Below are 19743 nucleotides of genomic sequence, written 5' to 3'. Positions count from 1 at the left end.
GCTTATTGCGTGAAGAAGTCGTTATACAGCATGTACAGGTGCGCCGCGCTCCAGGAAAAGTTCGGCGCGCCTTGCTGCTTGCCGGTGAGCGGGTTGTAGTTCTCGCGGATCGGCCCGTCGGCGATCAGACCGTCGGCGTGGCGAAAGAAGGCCTGCGCCATCGCCACCGCGTCATCGCGATAGCCGTAGCGTTCCATGCCCTTGAGACCGAAATACAGCTGATCGACCCACACGCGGCCGCGCCAGTAGATATCCGCGCCGAACGCCGGGTTGGTCAGCGCCGCGGTGCCGAGCGGCACGTAGGTATTGAACTCGCGCGGATCCTTCATCACCCTGACCACCGCATCGGCGTGCGTCTGGCTGGCGGCGCCGTTGAACAGCGGCGACCAGCCCTCCGGCCCTTTGCCGCGCTCGACGATCGGTTTGCCGGCGCAGCCATTGGCCAACGCCCGGCCTTCGATGCGGATGTCATAGAAGAAACCGCTTTGCTTGTCGAACATGCAGGTGTTGATGTAGGCCGCCAGCCGGTCGGCTTTGGCGCGGAAGGCGGCGGCTTCGGCGCCGCGGCCCAGAATATCGGCCATCTCCGCCAGGTAGCGGTTGTCGCTGTACATGTAGCTGGCCTGATCCACCGATTCCTGCAGCAGTGAGTAACCAAGCAGCGTGCCGTCCGGCGCGCGGTTTTCGGCGAATTTCACCTGCCAGTCTTCGCGTTTGCCGCCCTGCGCTACATAGCGCGCCAATTGATCCGGATCGATAAAGCCGAATACCGCCGCGTCGTCGCGGCCCGATTCCCAGGAGGCGGCGGTCTGAGCCGGGATCTCGATGCTGTCGTACCGCCCCTCGCGCACGATGCGATCGTAATTGTCGAGGCCGGCCAACGTTTGCTCGCGCTGCCCGCGCTTGACGGTGAACAATATGCGCCCGTCGGGGGTATTGTGCGCTTTGTCGCGGGTGGCGCCATACTCCGGCACGCCGTTGCCGTTGTGGTCACGGTTGCGCAGCCACCAGTCATGGTAGGCCATCAGCTTCGGGTACATCTCCGCCAGCCAGCCCTTATCGCCGGTGACGCGATAGACCTCCATCACCGCCCAGGCCGCCAGGCTCGGCTTGGTGTTGCGCTCGTTCCAGTTGCCGCCGTCGCCGCCGCGCTCCGGGCTGGGGTTGTAGGCGATAAGGTCAGGCAGAAAACCGGCATCCCACGGGCGCAGGGCATCGCCCGGCCGGATCTGGTAGGCGAATACTGCGCGAATGTTGTCCTTGGCCACGTCCGGGTTGAAGTGCGCCATGGCGTAGGCCTGTTTCCAGGTGTCCCACGGCCAGGTCTGATTGCCGGAGAACCAGCGCCCGGTGACCGATGGCGTGACCGAGTCGAACTTCATCGCCCCAGCTGCGCCGCGCCAGTTGCCGTTCAGCGTTTCTATCGCTTTGACCGCTACGCGCGTTTGTTCCGCCGTGGCGTGCGGGTTGCTGAGCCCGTCGGCGAGATAGCGTTCCCAGCGTTGGGCCGACGCGACCATATAGCGCTGCGGGTGAGCGAGGATGTCGGCGATAGTGCGTTGTTCACGCTGCGCCTCTTCGGCGGTGAGCAGGTGCGAGTAGGTGGTATAGAGCGTGGTGGAGCCGGCGATGCGCGCCGTGGCGCGGAAGCGGTGGCCATCGACCGTGGTGCGCTGCGGCAGCGATTTATGGATCTGATACTCGGACTGCCCGGAGGTCATCAGCTGCGACGGCGCACGCACCTTGCCGAAGGTGACGCGCAGGCCGTCCGCCGTCGGCACAATGCGGCGCATGTAGTTCGGGAACGCCTGCTCGACGGTGGCCGGCGGCTGCGGCTTTTGCTCTTTGGCGGCGTAGCGCTCCAGCAATTCGCCGTCCCACACCAGCTCCAGCGGCGCGTCGGTCAGGATCTGGGTTTCCAGCAACGAGGTGCGCGCGGCGGCGAAGCGCAGCGTCAGGTTGACGGTCACGCCCGGCGCGCTGAGCCGCTGCACCAGGGCGCCGGGCAGGCTGTAGGCCGTCATGGTGAAATGCACCGGTTTACCGTCTCGATAGACGCTGAGCCGATCGAAATTGTTGGCCATAAAGTTGATGTACTCTTCGGTCAGCAGCGCCGGGCCGGGGAAGCCACCCATGCCTTCAGGGCCGCTCGGCAACAGGTGGCCGTGCCAGGCGCCGAGATCGAAGAGTGGGTTGAAGCGCTGGTGATCGTCGAAGTCGTAGTCGAGCATAGAATGCGGCGCACCGTGGCGATCGATCACGTTTGGGTAGCGCTCGGCCAGCGGGGCGTCGGGCATTTTCGGCGCGCAGCCCGTCAGCATCAGCACGAGGGCAGTGGCCAGCGGGGTCAGGGGAGTCATGTTCATCGTAGGAGCCTCAACGGTTACCAATAGAAATATTGCATCAGAAACACCGAGTTGCTGGCGCCGGTGCTGTCATTGCGCATAAAGAACTTGCTGTCCAGCGCGGTGGCCAGTTTGCCGCCGGCGTATTCGTACCAGACGCCGAACTGGGCGTATGAGGTGGCGGTATCCGCTGCGTTATCAAACCGGTGGCGGGCGTAGCTGTAGGCGGTGGAGAGATACAGCCCTTTGGCGGTTTCCGTCATCGCGCTGAGCATCAGGCCCGACTCGCTGCCGGGGTGGCCACCGCTGTCGCCTTTGCCGGTGTGGTGCCAGATGCGGCCGGCCAGGTGTTTGCCGCGCAGCCCCAGCAAAAACAGCTGCCCCAGGCCGTCCGTCACTTCCAGGCCGTTCAGCAACGTCAGACTGTCCTGCAGATCGTATTGGGTGTAACCGTTGATCATCGCCCGGTAGGTGTACTTGTCGGAATAGCGATCGTATTTGCCGAAGTGCAACAGCGCCTTGCTCTCGTCGATACGACTTTCCGGCGCCGCTGTCACACTGTAGCGGAAGCGTCCGGTCAGATTTTGCAGCTTGGCGGCGTAGCTGAGATCGCGGGTGTTGGGGATCACGTAGCCGTACTCCGGCGTGAAGTCCCCCCACCATTGCAGATCGTCGAGCGACGAGTCGTTGCGTACGCTAAGCATCATCTCGGTGCCGTCGTCGGTGCGGTAACCGCCGTAAAAGCGGTTTAACCCACCCTCGAAGCCGCCCCAGCCGTGGCCCGGCGTCCAGGCATGGCCCTGGCTGTCCGCCTGCACGGTCCAGCCTTCGCCGTAAATCAGGCCGAACCAGTGGCCCTGTTTGATCTCCAGGCCGCCTTCGATATAGGTGCCGTCGCTGTATTGATGCTGATGTTCGCCGTTCAAATAGACGCTGCCGCCGATGCCGAGCTCGCCGTAAAAGCGCAGGGCGGTCGCGGCGGTTTCGGGCAACGACGGCGGCGGCAGCTGATTGCGCTCCGCCGGGGTGACAGGTTCTTGCTCCGCCCAGACGGGCGCGCTAACGAGCAGCAACCAGGGCAACAGGGCGTGATGATTTAGTGATTTCATGGGGCATAGGCCTGGTGTTGGATGGAACGGAACGTCAGCCGAGCGGCGGCTCACGCGAGGTCGCTCCCGGATCCCTGGGAGAAGAGAAAAAGTCCGATCGTAGAGAGCGGTAAACGGCAGGTATATTAGTAAAATATTTAGTAAAAAATACGCTTTAATCAGTAAAGCGTTAACTTGATCACAGCGGACGAAATGGGTATCTTTCGCTGCAGGCGCCCGGCAACGGCTGGCATGAGCGTGCTCTGGCCCGATTTGGGAAGGAGAGGGCGCGGGCGGCGCTGTACGCCGCGGCGCTATCCGATTAAGCTACCGTTTTTCGTCTGTGCATTGGGACTCTATGGCCACACTGAAGGAAATTGCTGAAGCTGCTAATGTGTCCGTCGCCACCGTTTCGCGCGTGTTGAATGACGACCCCACCCTGAGCGTGAAGGCGCAAACCCGCCAGAAGATCCTGGAAGCGGCGGAGCGCCTCGAATACAAGATTGCGCCTTCCAAACGGCAGAGCGGGCAACGCCTGCAATTCGCCGCGCTGTTCACCTATACGCAGGGCGTGGAGATCAACGATCCCTATTACCTGGCGATGCGTTACGGCATCGAAACGCAGTGCGAAAAGCTGGGCGTGGCGCTGAGCGCCGGTTACGACTTCAACGGCGACAAGGCGCTGCCGGCGGCCGACGGCCTGCTGGTGATCGGCCGGCCGCAGCCCGCGCTGTATGAGCAGATCAGGCAGCAGGAAACGCCGGTGGTGTTCATCGACGGCGTGGTGGACGACGAGCGTTTCGACTGCGTCAATGTCGACCTGTACAAGATCAGCCGCAAGGTGATCGACTACTTCATCGGCCGCGGCTATCAGCGCATCGGCTTTATCGGCGGGCGCGACGCTCCGGCCGGCATCGACCAGCGCGAGCAGGCGTTCGTCGAGTATGGCCGGCAGCAAAATGTGGTACGGGCGCAGGATATCTACCACGGCGATTTCAGCAGCCAGTCGGGCTATCAGTGCGCGAAAGCGATGTTGCAGAGCAAGAATGGCTATCCGCCGGCGCTGCTGGTGGCGACCGATTCGATCGCGATCGGCGTGCTGCGCGCGCTGCACGAACACGGCATTCAGGTGCCGGGGCAGATCGCGCTCATCAGCGTCAACGACATTCCCACTGCCCGCTTTATTTTCCCCGCCTTGTCCACGGTGCGCATCCCTTCGGAAACCATGGGCGCACAGGCCGTCAACCTGCTGGCGGAGCGGCTGCGCGATGAGCGCGCCGTCCCGCTGTCGATCTTCGTTCCCAGCTCGTTGCAGCTGCGCGACACCACCCTCGCCTGACCGGTCCCCGCCTCGGCGGGGGGCGTTGGCGCCCAAAATTAACGTCATGATAAAAAAAGATATTTGAGATTTATTGTGATCCTGTCGTCATTTGGTAAATATCAACTGTAGTTTTTACTAAATATTTACTATCGTTTCCGCATTGCACAGGTGTCGGGAGACGTGACGTGAATAATTGGGAAAACATTGGAAAACAGTCGGAGCACCGGTTGCCGCCGCGCGCGAGCTTCTTCAGCTATGCGGATGCCGGGCAGGCGCTGAGCTTTGATCGCAACGCCAGCCGACGCTTCCAGCTGCTGAGCGGCCGCTGGCGCTTTCGCTTCTTCGAGCATCCGGCGCAGGTGCCGGCGGCGTTTTACCGCGAGCCGATGAGTGACTGGGGCGATATGGCGGTGCCGGGCATGTGGCAACTGGAAGGGCATGGCCACCTGCAGTACACCGACGAGGGCTTCCCGTTCCCGATCGACGTGCCTTACGTGCCGACCAATAACCCCACCGGCGCCTATCAGCGCCACTTTACGCTCGATGCCGGCTGGCAAGATCAGCAAGTGCTGATCAAATTCGACGGCGTGGAAACCTACTTCGAGGTGTACGTCAACGGCCATTATGTCGGCTTCAGCAAGGGCAGCCGGCTGTGCGCCGAGTTCGATATCAGCCCCTATGTACGGCAGGGCGAGAACTTGCTGTCGGTGCGGGTGATGCAGTGGGCCGATTCCACCTACATCGAAGATCAGGACATGTGGTGGATGGCCGGCATCTTCCGCGACGTCTATCTGATTGGCCAGAGCGCCACCCACATTCACGACCTGACGTTGGTCACCACCTTTGATGAGCGCTATTGCGACGCGCAGTTGGCGATCGATGCCGAACTGCATCATCTCGGATCGCAGGCCGCCGAGGGCTGCCGCCTCCAGGCACAGCTGTTCGACGGCGATCGCTGCGTGGCGGAGCAGTGGCGCGACGATCTACGCATCGAGCAAGCGCTAAGCTGCCGTTTCGAACTGCCGGTCAGCCGCCCGCAGCAGTGGAATGCGGAAAATCCCTACCTGTATCAACTGCTGCTCAGCCTGTATGACGGCGCCGGCAACCTGTTGGGCGTGGTGCCTCAGCGGGTGGGCTTCCGCGAGATCGCGGTGCGCGACGGGCTGATGTACGTCAACGGGCGCTACTTCAAACTGCACGGCGTCAACCGCCACGATCACGATCACCTTAAAGGGCGCGCCGTCGATATGGCGCGGGTGGAGCGCGATATCGTGCTGATGAAGCAGCACAACATCAACTCGGTGCGCACCGCCCATTACCCCAACGATCCGCGCTTTTACGAGCTGTGCGATCTCTATGGCCTGTTCGTGATGGCGGAGACCGATCTGGAGAGCCACGGCTTCGCTAACGTCGGCGATCTCAGCCGCATCACTGACGATCCGCGCTGGGAGCATGCCTACGTCGAGCGCATCGAGCGCCACGTGGCGGCACAGAAAAACCACCCGTCGATCATCATCTGGTCGCTGGGTAACGAGTCGGGCTATGGCTGCAACATTCGCGCCATGGCCCGGCGCTGCAAGGCGCTCGATCCGACTCGCCTGATCCACTATGAAGAAGATCGCGACGCCGAAGTGACCGACGTGATCAGCACCATGTATTCCCGTGTAGCGATGATGAACGCCTTCGGCGAATACCCGCACCCCAAACCGCGCATCCTGTGCGAATACGCCCATGCCATGGGCAATGGCCCCGGCGGGCTGTTCGAATACCAGTCGGTGTTCAACCGCCACGCCAGTTTGCAGGGGCACTACATCTGGGAATGGTGCGATCATGGCCTGCTGAGCCACGACGAGCAGGGACGCGAGCGCTACCAGTACGGCGGCGATTACGGCGACTACCCGAACAACTACAACTTCTGCATGGACGGCTTGATCTACCCGGATCAGCGCCCCGGCCCCGGCCTGCGTGAATACCAGCAGGTGCTGTGCCCGGTGGAGGTGACGGCGGATGAGGGGGCAGGTGACGTGCTGCGGGTGAGAAACCGCTATTGGTTCAGCTCGCTGGCGGACATCACGCTGAAGGTCAGCGTCAAGACCGACGGCCGCCAGGTGGCAAGTTACGAATTCAAGCTGCCGAATCTGCAGCCGGGCGAGAGCGAAGACATGCACCTGCCGGTGTTGGCGCTGGGGCAAGGGGAAACGCTGATCGACGTGGCGGTGTATAAGGACAGCGCCACCCGTTACAGCGAGAGCGGCCAGCGGCTGGGGCATTATCAGCATCTGCGCCAGACGGCGACGCGGCTGCCGGCTCCACCGTTGGCCGATGCGCCGACGCTGCAATGCCGCGAGGAGAATCATCAGCTGATCGTCAGCGGCAGCCGGTTCCAGCTGGCGTTCTCGCTGCTGAGCGGCGAACTGCTTTCGTGGCGGGTAGACGGTGAAGAGGTGGTGGGGCGCGCGCCGCGCATCACCTTCTTCAAACCGGTGATCGATAACCATAAACAGGAATATGAGGGAATTTGGCTACCGCATCATTTCCCCATCATGCAGCAGCACTTCCGCCGCCTTAGCCGGCAATGGCAGGGCGAAGATCTGCTGCTCGAGGTGCACAGCCTGATTGCGCCGCCGGTATTCGACTTCGGCATGCGCTGCACCTACCGTTGGCGCATCTCCCCGCAGGGCTACGTCAGCCTGGATCTGGCCGGTGAGCCTTACGGCGATTTCCGGCAGATTATCCCGAAAATCGGTCTCGATTTCGGCATCAGCCGCCGCTTCGAGCAGGTGGAATACTACGGCCGTGGACCGGGCGAGAACTACCGCGACAGCTGCCGGACCAACCTTATCGGTCACTACCGGCAGCGCGCCGACGCGCTGTTCGAATACTATCCGTTCCCGCAGGACAACGGCAATCGGCAGGACGTGCGCTGGCTGAGCCTGCAGGACGCGGCGGGTAAGGGGATCTTCATCCAGCCGCGGCGGCCGATCAATTTCAGCCTGTGGCCTTACAGCGCCGAGAGGCTGCACCAGGCCCAGCACATCAACGAGCTGGAACCGAGCGACTGCCTGACGCTGAACCTGGACGACCAGATCCTCGGCCTTGGCTCCAACTCCTGGGGCTCCGAAGTGCTGGATACCCACCGGGTTTATCTGGCGCCGTTCAGCTACGGCTTCACGCTGGTGCCGTTCGACGGTCGGCAAACGCAGGGCGCCACGCTCGCTGGTTATGACTTCACGCCCGCTCATCACCACCCGCAGTCTGCGGAGGAAAACGCATGATCATTCTCGAATCCCTGGTGGAATTTCAGCGCATTTATCACAGCGGCAAGAAGTGGCTGCGCTGCATGGAGGCGATCGCCAATGTCGATCGCATCAGTCCGAACGTATGCCATTCGATCGGCGACTCGCTGACGTATCGGCTGAGCGTCGGCGCCGGCCGGCAGCACGGCTGGCTGGAGGGCAACCGCCGTTACTTCGACGTGCACTATTACCTCGACGGGGAAGAGACCGTCGAGGTCGCCGACAAGCGGGAGCTGACGACGGTGGCGCCCTATCAGGACGAAACCGACCGCGAGTTTTTCAGCGGCGAAGGCGAGCGGCGCCGGGTCGGTAAAGGCAACGTGGTGATTTTCGAAAACCACCAGGCTCATCGCTTCACAGAAAGCGACAAGATAAAAAAAGTCATTTTAAAAGTGACGCTGGAAGACAGCTATTTCGTCAATAAATAGCGTGCCCGCCGAACAATAACAACAAACCGAAGTCCCCTACACCATTCGGAGAATCTCTATGGCTGCGTCGAACAGAAACACCATCGGCAAGTTTGGCCTGCTGTCGATGACGTTTGCGGCAGTGTTCAGTTTCAACAATGTGATTAACAACAATATTCAGCTCGGGGTCGCTTCGTCGCCGGTATTCCTGGTGGCGACGATCATCTACTTCATTCCCTTTTGCCTGATCATCGCCGAATTCGTCTCGCTCAACCGCAACTCCGAGGCCGGCGTCTATGCCTGGGTGAAAAGCGCGCTGGGCGGGCGCTGGGCGTTTATCACCGCCTACACCTATTGGTTCGTGAACCTGTTCTTTTTCACCGCGCTGCTGCCGCGCGTCATCGCCTACGCCTCTTATGCGTTTTTAGGCTATGACTACGTGTTTACGCCGCTGACCACGGCGATCATCAGCATCTTCCTGTTCGCCTTCTCGACCTACATCTCCAACAGCGGCGCAAAACTGCTGGGGCCGATGACCTCGGTGACCTCGTCGCTGATGCTGCTGCTGACGTTTTCCTACATCATCTTGGCGGGCGCGGCGGTGTTGGGCGGCATCGAGCCGGCCGACCCGATCAACGTGCAGGCGATGACCCCGAACTTCAACTGGGCGTTCCTCGGCATTACCGCCTGGATCTTCCAGGCGGCGGGCGGGGCGGAATCCGTGGCGGTGTACGTGAACGATGTGAAAGGCGGCAGCCGCGCTTTTGTTAAGGTGATCATCGTTTCCGGGCTGTTCATCGGCGTGCTGTACTCGGTGTCTTCGCTGCTGATCAACGTGTTCGTGCACCGCACCGACCTGCACTTTACCGGCGGTACGGTACAGGTGTTCGAAGGCCTGTCGGCGCACTTCGGCCTGCCGACGGTGCTGATGAACCGCTTTGTCGGCATTGTTTCCTTCACCGCCATGTTCGGTTCGCTGTTGATGTGGACGGCGGCGCCGGTGAAGATTTTCTTCACCGAAATCCCGAAGGGCATTTTCGGCGAGAAAACCATTCGCCTGAACCGGCACGGCGTGCCGACGCGCGCGGCCTGGATCCAGTTCTTCATCGTTATCCCGCTGATGCTGATCCCGACGTTGGGTTCCAGCAGCGTGCAGGATTTGATGAACACGCTGATCAACATGACCGCTGCCGCCTCGATGTTGCCGCCGCTGTTCATCATGCTGGCCTACCTGAATCTGCGGCTGAAGTACGACCGGGTGGCGCGCGATTTCAAAATGGGCTCGCGGCTGCAGGGCATCGCCATCGTCAGCGTGCTGATCGCCATCTTCACCGTCGGTTTCTTCGCCTCGACGTTCCCGACCGGCGCCAGCATCATGACCATCGTGTTCTATAACGTCGGCGGGTTGGTGGTGTTTCTGGGCTACGCCTGGTGGAAGTACAATCGCTACTCGAAGACCCTGAACGCCGAGGCGCGCTACCACGAAGACATGCCGCTGGCGTGCCTCGCGCTGGAAGCGCAGGAAGGGGCGCCGGCCGGGCAACCCACGTTGACCCCGCCCGCTTGCAATAAGCCGCTGTAATCTCTCCTCTATCGGCTCCGCGTTCCGGCGCGGAGTCTCGTTTCACGGAAAAAATTCCTGCCCCGGCGCTTGCATAATACATAAGTGAATACTAATGTGTTTGTATGAACGAAAATGACATCTTCAAGGCGTTGGCCGATCCGACCCGCCGCGGCATCTTCGACAAACTTGCCGCCGGCAGCATGAACGCCAGCGCGCTGCGCGAAGGGCTGACCATCAGCCAGTCGGCGATGTCGCAACACCTGGCGGTGCTGCGCAATGCCGGGCTGATACGTGAGGCGAAGCAGGGGCGCTGCGTTAATTACCAGGTCGACCCGGACGGGCTGGCGCAGATCGCCCAGTGGCTGGCGAAGTACCGCGCCTATTGGCCGGCGCGCATCGACGCGCTGCAAATCTTGCTGAAGGATATGGATCAATGAATAAACGGGTTGAGCCGCCGCCGCGCGATCGGCTGGTATTGGAGTATGCGCTCGAGGCGCCGCCGGAAAAAGTGTGGCGGGCGCTCAGTATTCCCGAACTGCGCGAGCAGTGGCTGCCGCCGGGGGATCTGGCGCAGGCCGAGCCGTTGGCCACTACGCCGGGCGAAGCCGTGAGCTATCGCCTGCGCGACGACCAGCCGCCGTTTCTCGAAAGCGTCGTCACCCTGCAGATCGTGCCGGATGCCGGCGGCGGCAGCCTGTTGCGGGTGATCCACCGGCTCGACGCCGTCAACGACGGCCCGACGATGATGATGCGCGCCGCCTGACGCGTTAAACACATTTCTCTTTGTTGCCAACCCAGGAGTTCACCGATGCGTGAGAAGATGATGCTCGTCCCGATGGTGGTGGAGCAGACCAGCCGGGGAGAACGTTCCTTTGATATTTATTCGCGCCTGCTGCGCGACCGGATCGTGTTCCTTAACGGTGAGGTCAATGACGACGTGGCCGAAATGCTGTGCGCCCAGTTGCTGTTTCTGGAGGCGGAAAACCCGGAAAAACCGATCCACCTGTACATCAACTCGCCGGGTGGGGCGATCACCAGCGGGCTGGCGATTTACGACACCATGCAGTATATCCGCGCGCCGGTGCATACGCTGTGCATGGGCACCGCGCGTTCAATGGGCTCATTCCTGCTGATGGCCGGCGAACCGGGGCACCGCATGGCGCTGCCCAACGCCAGCCTGCACGTGCACCAGCCGCTGGGCGGCTTTCAGGGGCAGGCGTCCGACATCTTGATCCACGCCGAAGAGATGAAGCGCACCAAAGTGCGGGTGATCCGGCTGTATGCCCAACATTGCGGCCTGAGCGAAGAGGAGGTGGAGCGGGTGTTGGATCGCGATCGCTTTATGACCGCCGACGAAGCGGCGGCCTGGGGATTGATCGATCGGGTATTGCGGGAAAGGTAAACATTGGTGGCCGATTATTGATTCCTGTCGGCCTTTCCTCAGGATATCCGCAGTCGTGTTAATGAAATAAATAATAAAAATGATCATATCTTATTTGGCGTTATTTAATATTTAACTTGCTTGCTTGCTTGCTTGCTTGCTTGCTTGCTTGCTTGCTTGCTTGCTTGCTAACTAACTATCTATCTATTTGATTAGTTACCCCTCTGCCAAGCCACGCTATTCATCTTTATCGTGACTGATGAACAGCGTGGCAGGTTTCTTCTTTGTATATTTTTACCTATGTTTTTCTTTGTATTTATAACTTCGGTGTATGTATTTTTATTTTTCAGCATCAGTTCTGACCACAAATTTTGGAAAATAATCTTGCCATTGGCTTGTCTATACAACTATATCTATGGCTGAGAAATGACAAAGCTAGACTTTCCGCCATTATGTCATCGTTCTGATATCAGTGACGTCTGGCGGCGGTTATCAGCCGTTCAGACATTTTCAGGTCATTCTCATACGGTGTCGTTTTCGGAATAATGTAATTGGAAATGGCTTGAAACTAGTCTGGGTGCGGCATGTTATGACACACATTTTAAAGAAGGCTGTGCGGAGCCCGATTTTCTAAGCTCGAGCCTTGGCGAACAATGTGTTAATTGTGATGGGAATTCATAATGAAAAAGACAAGGCAGTTTCGCGGTTGGTACATGGTCGGTGCCGTTCATCTTTTGCTGGCGGTTATTTTTGGCGCTGCTTACTCATTTGGGGCATTTTTTACTGCATTACAGGCGAATTTTGGCGCGGGGAGTTTTTCTACCGCCTCAATATTCTCGTTGACGGCGTTAATTTACTACATCGTAGGCGTATTTTCCGGTGCCTGGAGCGATCGTACTTCGGTAAGGACGGTAACCGGCATCGGTATTTTACTGCTTTCTCTGGGCTTTTTGGGCAGTAGCCTGCTGGCGTCGACACTGACGGCGTTTTTGTTCACGTTTTGCCTGTTGGTTGGGGGCGGCGTCGGGTTGGTTTACGTGCCGGCTGTTTCAACCATTCAACGCTGGTTCGTCGTTCATCGAAGTTCGGCTTCCGGCTTAGCGCTGGCCGGCACCGGTTTGGGAACGCTGGTGGGGCCGATGGTGGCTGGTGGGTTGATGCAGCATTTGTCCTGGCAAAGTACCCTACAAGTTTACGCCGTCGCTATCGCTGTGCTGGGGTTATCTGCCGCCTTCGTCTTGCGAGGCAGGCCAGAGGACGTGGGAGAATATCCCGATGGGCTTGGTCCCGCTGAGGTGACATCAATACCGGGTTCCGCGTTTAACGGGAGCGTTACGTTGCGAGAAGCGGCGAGACAAGCCCAGTTTTGGTGGTTCTTTATCGCGATATTTTTCGGCTCTATCGGACTGTTCCTGGCGTTGGTTCATATTAATCCTTATGCACAACAACAGGGGCTAAATGCAACGCAGGCCAATCTGCTCATCGGTTTGATCGGCATGGGCAATATCGGCGGCCGCCTAGTTTTGGGGCGGATAGGCGACCGTATGGGCGCGCGGCGTTTTTTGGTTATCGTTACGTTGAGTTTGGCCCTGTTATGCGGCTTTTGGAGTGTGGCGCACAGCTTTACCGCGCTGGCGATTTTCGCGCTGTTATTCGGCGCGGCCAACGGCGGCTGTATTGCGCTGTATCCGGCAGTGGCCAGTACATGGTTCGGCACTGCTAATCTGGGCGCCATTCTGGGGGCGTTGTATCTCGCCGTGGGGATCGCCGCCGTTGGCGGGGGCAGCGCCGCCGGTTGGCTGTATGACCTGTATCAGAGTTACACGTTGTCTATTGCGTTGGCCGGCATTGCGGCAGTGTTATCCGCCGGGAGTGTCGCCTTGGCCGCCACCTACGGGACGCTTCATGACCGCCGACGAAGCGGCGGCCTGGGGCTTGATCGATAAGGTGCCACGAGCGCGGTGAACGGCTCAACTATGCTCGGTCGCTCGTTGCGTTTGCCAAACCCATTCAAGCCCGCATTCGACCATCGCGAAATAGAGGCTGAAGTAGCGCTCCGCCATGATAAAGAACGAGCTGTTGAGTTCGATCACCACGTTATTGGTGGTGGTCAGCAGGCCGGATTTTTCCGCCGCCTGCAGAATGCGATTCACGTGCGCGCGTGAGACGGAGCACGACTTGGCGATTTTCGCCGAGGAGAGCAGCAGAAAGGGGGAGTCCTGCCGGATGCTTTCGATATGCAGCATCAGCAGCACCATGTGGCCGGCGTCCTTGCTGATAAACAGTCCGGATTGCGGCACCAGATCGATCAGGTAGATCTCCTTGAGCATCAGCTGCCCGTAGGCGGCGAAAAAGGTGGGCAGAAAGTCGGGCGCCGCCAGCAGCGTCGCGATGGGCATCTGTGGCGCCAGCGCCTGATAGGGCAACGCCATTGAGGCGATCAGCGCCTGGGTTTCCGCCAGCGCGTGCGGCGTAGGTTTATAGCGCAGCTGGCGTTTGTCATGTTCGCAGGGTTTGACCTCCAGTCTACGGCCGACCCGCAAAAAAAACAGAAAGGAGTCCAGGGAGTTCTCGCTGATCAAATTTTTCCCTTTAAAAAAGGCTTTGATGTCTTTCAGCCCGGCGGCGGGCTGGTGGTAATAAATGGACAGGATAGTGGAGCAAATGATGAACCGGCTGTTCCTGAAGATGATTTTATAAAACAGCGGATGTTTCTTGTAGGTCTCTTTTAATAACTCCCCGTGTTTGACGATGGCGGCGTGAAACGCCGGTGTTTGCCTGATGATGTTGGCCTGTTTCTCCAGGTGAAACTGTAGCTGGAATCTGCTTAGACTCATTTTCCCTATTTCCTGTACTTAAAAAAAATGTGCTGCTTTTTATCGTTATGGATTTGCTGTGTATGACTTGACGATCTGTTGGCCTTGGTCGTTGATGAGGGTGGCCTGAACGGTGATCTGAGAGGGGAGCCCCGACGCCGCAACGCCGTCGAGGTGATAATCCCGCGTGCTGAATGGCGCGGTCATCATGTCGCTTTCTTGCCGCACCGGGGCATCGCGCCTGTCGGTTTGCACGGCGATGCGAGCGAAGGAGAGATAAAACGCCGACCGGTTGTGACAGCGCAGCAGATAGCCACGCGGTGATTTTTGCAGCGTGAACGAAACGGCCTCGGCCGCGTTGTCGGCGTTTCCCTTCAGCGCTCTGGGGCGGTAGAAGATTTTCATCTGCGTGTTCATCGCCATCGTCACGCGCGACGCCTGCGGCGGCGTGATCGGCCGGCTGGGCGGGATCTCATACAGGTTAAGCCAGAACACCGACTCCCTGTCGGTGGGCAGGCTCGCGCCGGCAAACAGGATCCGCAGCCCTTTCAGCGCGGAAGGCGGCAGGGCGAATACGCTGGGCAGGGTGACAAACGGCGCACGGGACAGTTCGGGGGCGGCGTTGACGTCGCCGTTATCGACCCAGGTTTGCGCTACGATCGGATAGCCGTTGGTGTTGAGCAGCATCAGGGTTTTTTCCGTCTCGCCCTCGTGAAAGATCACCCGCGTGGCGGAGGCGATGATACCCGCCTGCGCGCCCATGGTCGCCAGCGTCAGCAACAGGGCGCATCCCATCGTCAGATATTTCTTTCTCATCATTGCACCTTAACCCAGACGTAGGCCCTGGCGTCCACTTTGCCCGCGGTGACGGTCTGCCCGGGCAGCCGGGCGAGCGTGGCAGTGAGTTGGGTGGTGTAGTGGGTAAACCCCGCCGCGGTGCTGCCCCCGCCGCTGGCGCCGTTAAGCACTGGGTACCAGCCGGCGTCATTACCTTGCGGGCATTGCCCGGCGCTGCAGCGCGCCCAGCCGACGAAGTTCATCGGCGCGCCGTTGCCGGCGTTGGCGAGCGCGATACCCACGCCGGTGGCGACGCTGCTGTCGGTGCCGTAGCCGCTGGAGAGCAGGTAACTTACGCCGCCGTTGGCGCTGACTAACCCGAGCCGCTGCGCCGCGACATAGCTTTCATACGGCACCTGCAGGCCGAGGGCGGTATTGTTGCTGCTGACGCCGGACACGGCGGCGTTGTCACATTCGATATTGAGGGTGAACTGCGCCTGTGAGGTTTGCCCGGCGGTCAGCTGGCTGACGGAGAGGGTCGGCAGGATCACCAGCGGCGTGACGTTGCGCGCCACGCAGGTGGCGGTATAGGTCAATGAGGAGATCGGTGCGGTGCCCATGCCCATCGCGTTCCACCGCCCGGTGCCCCAGGTGGCGTAGTTGGTGGCGGAGTCGCTGCCGATAGGATCCGAGGCGATGCCGGGCCCCTGAAAGGTGACATAGCCGTTCGGCTGCGTGCAGGTATAGTTCGAATTGCCGGTGGTCGAGGCCATGCCCACTAGCGGGTTGCCGGCGCTGTAGCCACAGTAGTTGCTGGCGCCCGCACCCGGCAGCGAACTGATGCGGATCAAGTCGGCACGGATGGCGCTGAAGTCTTTCACCCGGATCTGAATTTTGCTGCCGACGGTGGCGTAGCGGGTAATCGGCGCCGACTGCCAGTAGCGGGTAAAAACCTTGCCGGAATCCAGGTGGGTCAGACGGATGCCGACGTAGGGGAAATAGGTGGCGTAGTAGTTGGGGTTGCCGTCCCTGGCGCCCAGATCGTAATAGCCGCCGACGCGATCGTCGCCGTTGGTGGCGAAGACTTCATAAATTTGCCCAACATCGCCGGCATCGCATTCATACAGCACCTTGTTTGGGTCGGGATAGCGGGTGCCGGAGGTCAGATCGAACACGCTGGTGCCCAGCGGCGTGCCGACGGGCTGCAGATAGGTGCTGGTCAGGTTGACCCGACCCAGCGCCGTGCCCACCCCGCAAGGATCGCAGCCAGAGTCGATCCAGGGGGCGACGCGCGTGCATTGCGCCAGCGCCGCGGGCGCGCCGAACAGCGACAGGGCGAACAGCGCCGGGGCGGCGACCAGATAAGAAATGCGTTTCATCGTCTCTCCTGAGATAAGTTAAACGGGTTAGCGGCACGGAGCGCTGAGCCGCTGAATCGGTCCGTCTTCCCCGGCGGGCAAGCGGTAATGCAGCATGCACTGTTGGCTGGGCGCGTCGCCCCAGTTCAGCGTCAGCACACCGGCATTCCGGTCGCTGCGCAGATACACCTGATTGGCCTGGCCGACCATGCCCACGCTGTTGCCTGCCGCGTCAAGAACGTTGGCGCCCATCGGGATCGGTGCGTTATCGGGCCGCTGCGCGGTGATCAGCAGCGCCTGGCCGCGCACGGTGTTGAAGCGCAGGCGCACCGTGGCGCCGGCGTACGGGGCGACGCGGCGCTGGCCGTCTTCCAGTTCCGCTTTGTCGTTCATGCCCTCGGGGTTCAGCGCGACGGTGTTGTAGTGATAGGGCACTAGCGACGGCGCCAGGGCGTAGCCGAAGCGATCGACACGCGCCCCTTGGCCGTCCATCACCCGTGCGCCGCTGGCGCCGGGCGCCTCGATCAGGGCGAAGGTGTCGCCGACATACGGCCCTAATGTCACGCCGCCGCGGTGCGCCACCACGGCGCCCTGCAGCGACAGTGAGCCTTGTCGGTACTGGCGCGCGGTGGAGAACGAGCCGGTGACGTTGGCGTAAGGTAGGCGGGTTTGCAGGTTGCCGCCCCAGATGCTTTGTTGGCGATCGTCGTCGGTGGTGAAGTTCAGGCCGTAGCTGACCGGCTGCTCGTCGCCGACGCTGCCCGACAGCGCAGCCTGATAGTTGCCGCCCTGACCCTGGCTGTGGTTTGCCAACAGCGAGACGCTGGGGGCGGATGATGAACGTCCGAACGGGAAGCTCAGCGACAGGGCGGTGACGGTTTGCGTGTTCTGCGCCAGCGGCGCACTGTAGACGTTGTCCAGCGGCCCGTAGCCGCGGTAGTCGCCGTTGCTGTCGCCCAGGCTGCGGGTGCGCGTGACGGAGAGGTTAAGCGCCACGCCGTTGCCGAAGGTTTTTCCCCAGCCCAGTTGGAGCTGATTATCGCGGCCGCGCTGATCGCGGTAGTCCTGGGTCGAGCCGGACATCGTCAGGCTGCCGAATGCCCCCATCCCCTGATTGACGGCGACCTCGAAACGCGAACGTTGGCGGTAGGAGTCGGACTGCCAGTTTTGGCCGGTAGTGGCGGCGCGACGTACGCCGAGCACGTCGCTGAGATCGCGAAAGCCTTCGGTAGAGTAGCGGTAGCCGGCGATGGATAAGGTGGTGTCCGTCGGGCTGAAGGTTCGGCTGTATGAGAGGTGCAGCATCCAGCCGGAGGCACCGCCGTCCGGCAGGCTGGCGTGGGAATAGGTGGTATCCATGCCGAAGGCGCCCAGCCAACTGCTGTACACGCCGCCCAGCATCATCGCCTGGTAGCCGTCCGCCAGCTGGTTGCCGAAGTTGAAGGTCAGGGCGTTGGTCAGGCCGTGCTGCCAGGTCACTTCGCTGAACAGATCGTTGTCGCCGACGTAGCGGGAACGGCCGACGATCGCGGAGTAGCGCGACTGGCCGGGGCGGATGGATTCCGGCACCGCGGCGAACGGCACGGTGAAGGTGCTGACGCTGCCGTCGGCTTCCGTCACCACCACGGTGAGATCGCCGGCGTAGTTGGTGGCGTACAGATCGTTGATGGCGAACGGCCCCGGCGCGACGGTGGTTTCATACAGCGTGCTTTTGCCCTGCAGCACCGTCACTCGCGCATTACTTTTTGCCACGCCGCGCACCACCGGCGCATAGCCGCGCTGTGAATCCGGCAGCATGCGGTCGTCTGAACTGAGCTGAATGCCGCGAAAGCCCAGGCCGGAGAAGAAGTGCCCGTCGGTAAAGCCTTCGCCCAACAGCATTTCGCTGCGCCAGGGCAAGATCGCGCGCTGCACGTAGCGGCGGCTGGTGTCCAGGTGGCCGCCGAACTCCCGATCGTAGCGGTAGCTGGACTGCTGGCGGTAGCGCCATAGCCCGAGGTTGAACCCGCCGTTCAGGTTGGCGTAGGTCGAGTCGAGATCGCGGGTTTGCCCCTGTCGGTAGCTGACGTGGTACTGGTTGAGGTTGTAATTGACGAAGGCCATCGATTCGCCGCTGTCCAGGCTGGCGGGATTGACGCTGCCGCGCGGCTGGCCGTTCAACAGCGCCTGCGGAATGCTCAGATCCAGCCGCAGCCGCGAGATATCGGCGTTCACCGTAATGTCCTTCAAATCCCGGCCGGGTAGCAGGCATGCTGTTTGGGGCATCGGCGGATTTTTCAGCCCGAAGCGCGTCAGCTGCGGCCGATCGAAACAGGGCAGTACCTGCTTGCCTTCACGCACGAAGCGAATTTGATCGCGCTCGAGAAACTGGCCGTTGAGGTACAGATCGATCTGATAGCTGCCGGGGGCGACGGCGTCCTGTTGGTTGAATTGACTCAGGGCGCTGTTGCTCAGCACGCTGCCGCGTAGCAGCGCGGGATCGAAGGTGTAGCCATCGGCGGCGGCGCAGCCCAGCGGCAGCGCCAGCAGCGCGCAATACCAGCGTGCGGGCAGCGGCGTCGCCTTGCGAGCATCGAACATGAAAACCTCCCTGTCTGGTTTCAGCGCGCGACGTTCAGGGTGCGTGTGATTTCCACCCCATAGTCATTGATGACGCGCAGTGCGACCTGCCGCACCTCCCCGTTCACCGGCCAGCTGGCCTGCGAAAACGGCGGGATCAGATCCGCCTGCGGGATCACGGTGCGTTTCGCGCCGCTGAGGATCGCGGCCTGGCTGACGTTGGCGTAGTAGCCGGTCGGGTTGTCGACGTGCAGCGCGTTGCCGGCCTGGCGCAGGCTGAGCCGATCGATAACGTGGTTGGCGTCACCGGACAGCCCGGCGGGGCGATAGAACACCTTCAGCCGATTGGTGACCACCAGCAGCAGTTTGTTCTTGTCGCTGTCCGTCTGGCGCACCGCGGGCACCTGCAGGAAGTTGAGGTAGAACAGCGATTCGCGATCGCGCGGCAGCGGCTGGCCGACGAACGACAGCCGCACCATCTGCCCGCTGTGCGGATTCATGCGGAAGATTTGCGGCGAGGCGACAAAGGGCGCATCGGCGTTTTCCGGCGTGGATTTGGGGTTATTGATGTCGAGCCAGATTTGCATCAGCGCCGGGGTGCCGTCGTCGTTGGTGAACTGCAGCGTTTTTTCCCGTGCCTCGGCGGGGTAGATCACGCGGTTGCCGAGCAGCGTCACGCTGGCCGACGCGTGGGTAGCGGCAAAACTTATCAGGCAAAGCGACAGGGCGGCCCATCGGTGGGCGGAGCGGGTTATCTGCGGCATAAACGTGAACCGATAAAGGGAGCGAGTTATTCAGCGCCGCCCGGCTAAGGGCGGCGCTGGCATCAAC

The 19743-nt window shown here is 61.1% G+C and carries 15 protein-coding genes; 8 read left to right on the top strand and 7 right to left on the bottom strand.

What is annotated here, in order from left to right; all coding sequences use genetic code 11:
• Positions 1-2 precede the first annotated feature (2 nt).
• Complete coding sequence (ygjK, locus tag BVU99_RS18365) at positions 3-2366, bottom strand: alpha-glucosidase (RefSeq protein ID WP_099817300.1); 2364 nt, start codon at positions 2364-2366, stop codon at positions 3-5.
• Between the two features lie 17 nt (positions 2367-2383).
• Positions 2384-3454: a protein YgjJ gene (gene ygjJ / locus BVU99_RS18360; RefSeq protein ID WP_099817299.1), complete on the bottom strand. Its 1071-nt coding sequence runs from the start codon at positions 3452-3454 to the stop codon at positions 2384-2386.
• Positions 3455-3791: 337 nt separating this feature from the next.
• Between ygjJ and ebgR the strand changes: the two genes are divergently transcribed.
• The 8 genes from ebgR to BVU99_RS18320 all read left to right on the top strand — a co-directional run bounded on the left by ebgR (position 3792) and on the right by BVU99_RS18320 (position 13348).
• Positions 3792-4772 (top strand): transcriptional regulator EbgR, encoded by a 981-nt coding sequence (gene ebgR / locus BVU99_RS18355; protein WP_089195774.1) that lies wholly within the window; start codon positions 3792-3794, stop codon positions 4770-4772.
• 167 nt (positions 4773-4939) lie between these two features.
• Complete coding sequence (gene ebgA, locus BVU99_RS18350; RefSeq protein WP_089195775.1) at positions 4940-8029, top strand: beta-galactosidase subunit alpha; 3090 nt, start codon at positions 4940-4942, stop codon at positions 8027-8029.
• Positions 8026-8478: a beta-galactosidase subunit beta gene (locus tag BVU99_RS18345; protein ID WP_089195776.1), complete on the top strand. Its 453-nt coding sequence runs from the start codon at positions 8026-8028 to the stop codon at positions 8476-8478. Before ebgA ends, BVU99_RS18345 begins: the two co-directional genes overlap by 4 nt.
• A 58-nt stretch (positions 8479-8536) precedes the next feature.
• A complete protein-coding gene (locus BVU99_RS18340; protein WP_099817298.1) occupies positions 8537-10039 on the top strand; it encodes an amino acid permease in 1503 nt (500 codons plus the stop codon).
• Positions 10040-10143: 104 nt separating this feature from the next.
• Positions 10144-10458 (top strand): metalloregulator ArsR/SmtB family transcription factor, encoded by a 315-nt coding sequence (locus tag BVU99_RS18335; protein ID WP_049295409.1) that lies wholly within the window; start codon positions 10144-10146, stop codon positions 10456-10458.
• Complete coding sequence (locus BVU99_RS18330; RefSeq protein WP_025302474.1) at positions 10455-10784, top strand: SRPBCC domain-containing protein; 330 nt, start codon at positions 10455-10457, stop codon at positions 10782-10784. The genes BVU99_RS18335 and BVU99_RS18330 overlap by 4 nt, the downstream gene beginning before the upstream one ends.
• Positions 10785-10829: 45 nt before the next feature.
• Positions 10830-11423: an ATP-dependent Clp protease proteolytic subunit gene (locus BVU99_RS18325; RefSeq protein WP_043141566.1), complete on the top strand. Its 594-nt coding sequence runs from the start codon at positions 10830-10832 to the stop codon at positions 11421-11423.
• A 659-nt stretch (positions 11424-12082) separates the two neighbouring features.
• Complete coding sequence (locus BVU99_RS18320) at positions 12083-13348, top strand: MFS transporter (protein ID WP_089180792.1); 1266 nt, start codon at positions 12083-12085, stop codon at positions 13346-13348.
• Between the two features lie 24 nt (positions 13349-13372).
• Here BVU99_RS18320 and BVU99_RS18315 read toward each other — a convergent pair whose 3' ends face one another.
• From BVU99_RS18315 to BVU99_RS18295, 5 genes are read right to left on the bottom strand one after another with little or no spacing between them, the layout of a single operon-like run.
• Positions 13373-14239 (bottom strand): hypothetical protein, encoded by an 867-nt coding sequence (locus tag BVU99_RS18315; protein ID WP_089180793.1) that lies wholly within the window; start codon positions 14237-14239, stop codon positions 13373-13375.
• A 45-nt stretch (positions 14240-14284) separates the two neighbouring features.
• Positions 14285-15037 carry a molecular chaperone gene (locus BVU99_RS18310; RefSeq protein WP_233494389.1) on the bottom strand — a complete coding sequence of 251 codons (753 nt, stop codon included), beginning with the start codon at positions 15035-15037 and terminating at the stop codon, positions 14285-14287.
• Positions 15034-16374, bottom strand: a complete 1341-nt coding sequence (locus BVU99_RS18305) for a fimbrial protein (RefSeq protein WP_099817297.1) — start codon at positions 16372-16374, stop codon at positions 15034-15036. Before BVU99_RS18305 ends, BVU99_RS18310 begins: the two co-directional genes overlap by 4 nt.
• A 27-nt stretch (positions 16375-16401) precedes the next feature.
• On the bottom strand, positions 16402-18933 hold the full coding sequence (locus BVU99_RS18300; RefSeq protein WP_099817296.1) for a fimbria/pilus outer membrane usher protein: 2532 nt from the start codon (positions 18931-18933) through the stop codon (positions 16402-16404).
• A gap of 20 nt (positions 18934-18953) precedes the next feature.
• The gene (locus BVU99_RS18295) at positions 18954-19676 is read right to left on the bottom strand and encodes a molecular chaperone (RefSeq protein WP_099817295.1); all 723 of its coding nucleotides are present in this window, start codon (positions 19674-19676) and stop codon (positions 18954-18956) included.
• Positions 19677-19743 lie beyond the last annotated feature (67 nt).

The sequence above is a fragment of the Serratia sp. OLAL2 genome (genome assembly GCF_002752475.1).
Lineage (GTDB): Bacteria > Pseudomonadota > Gammaproteobacteria > Enterobacterales > Enterobacteriaceae > Serratia > Serratia bockelmannii.
This window is presented reverse-complemented; position numbering and strand designations above follow the sequence as displayed.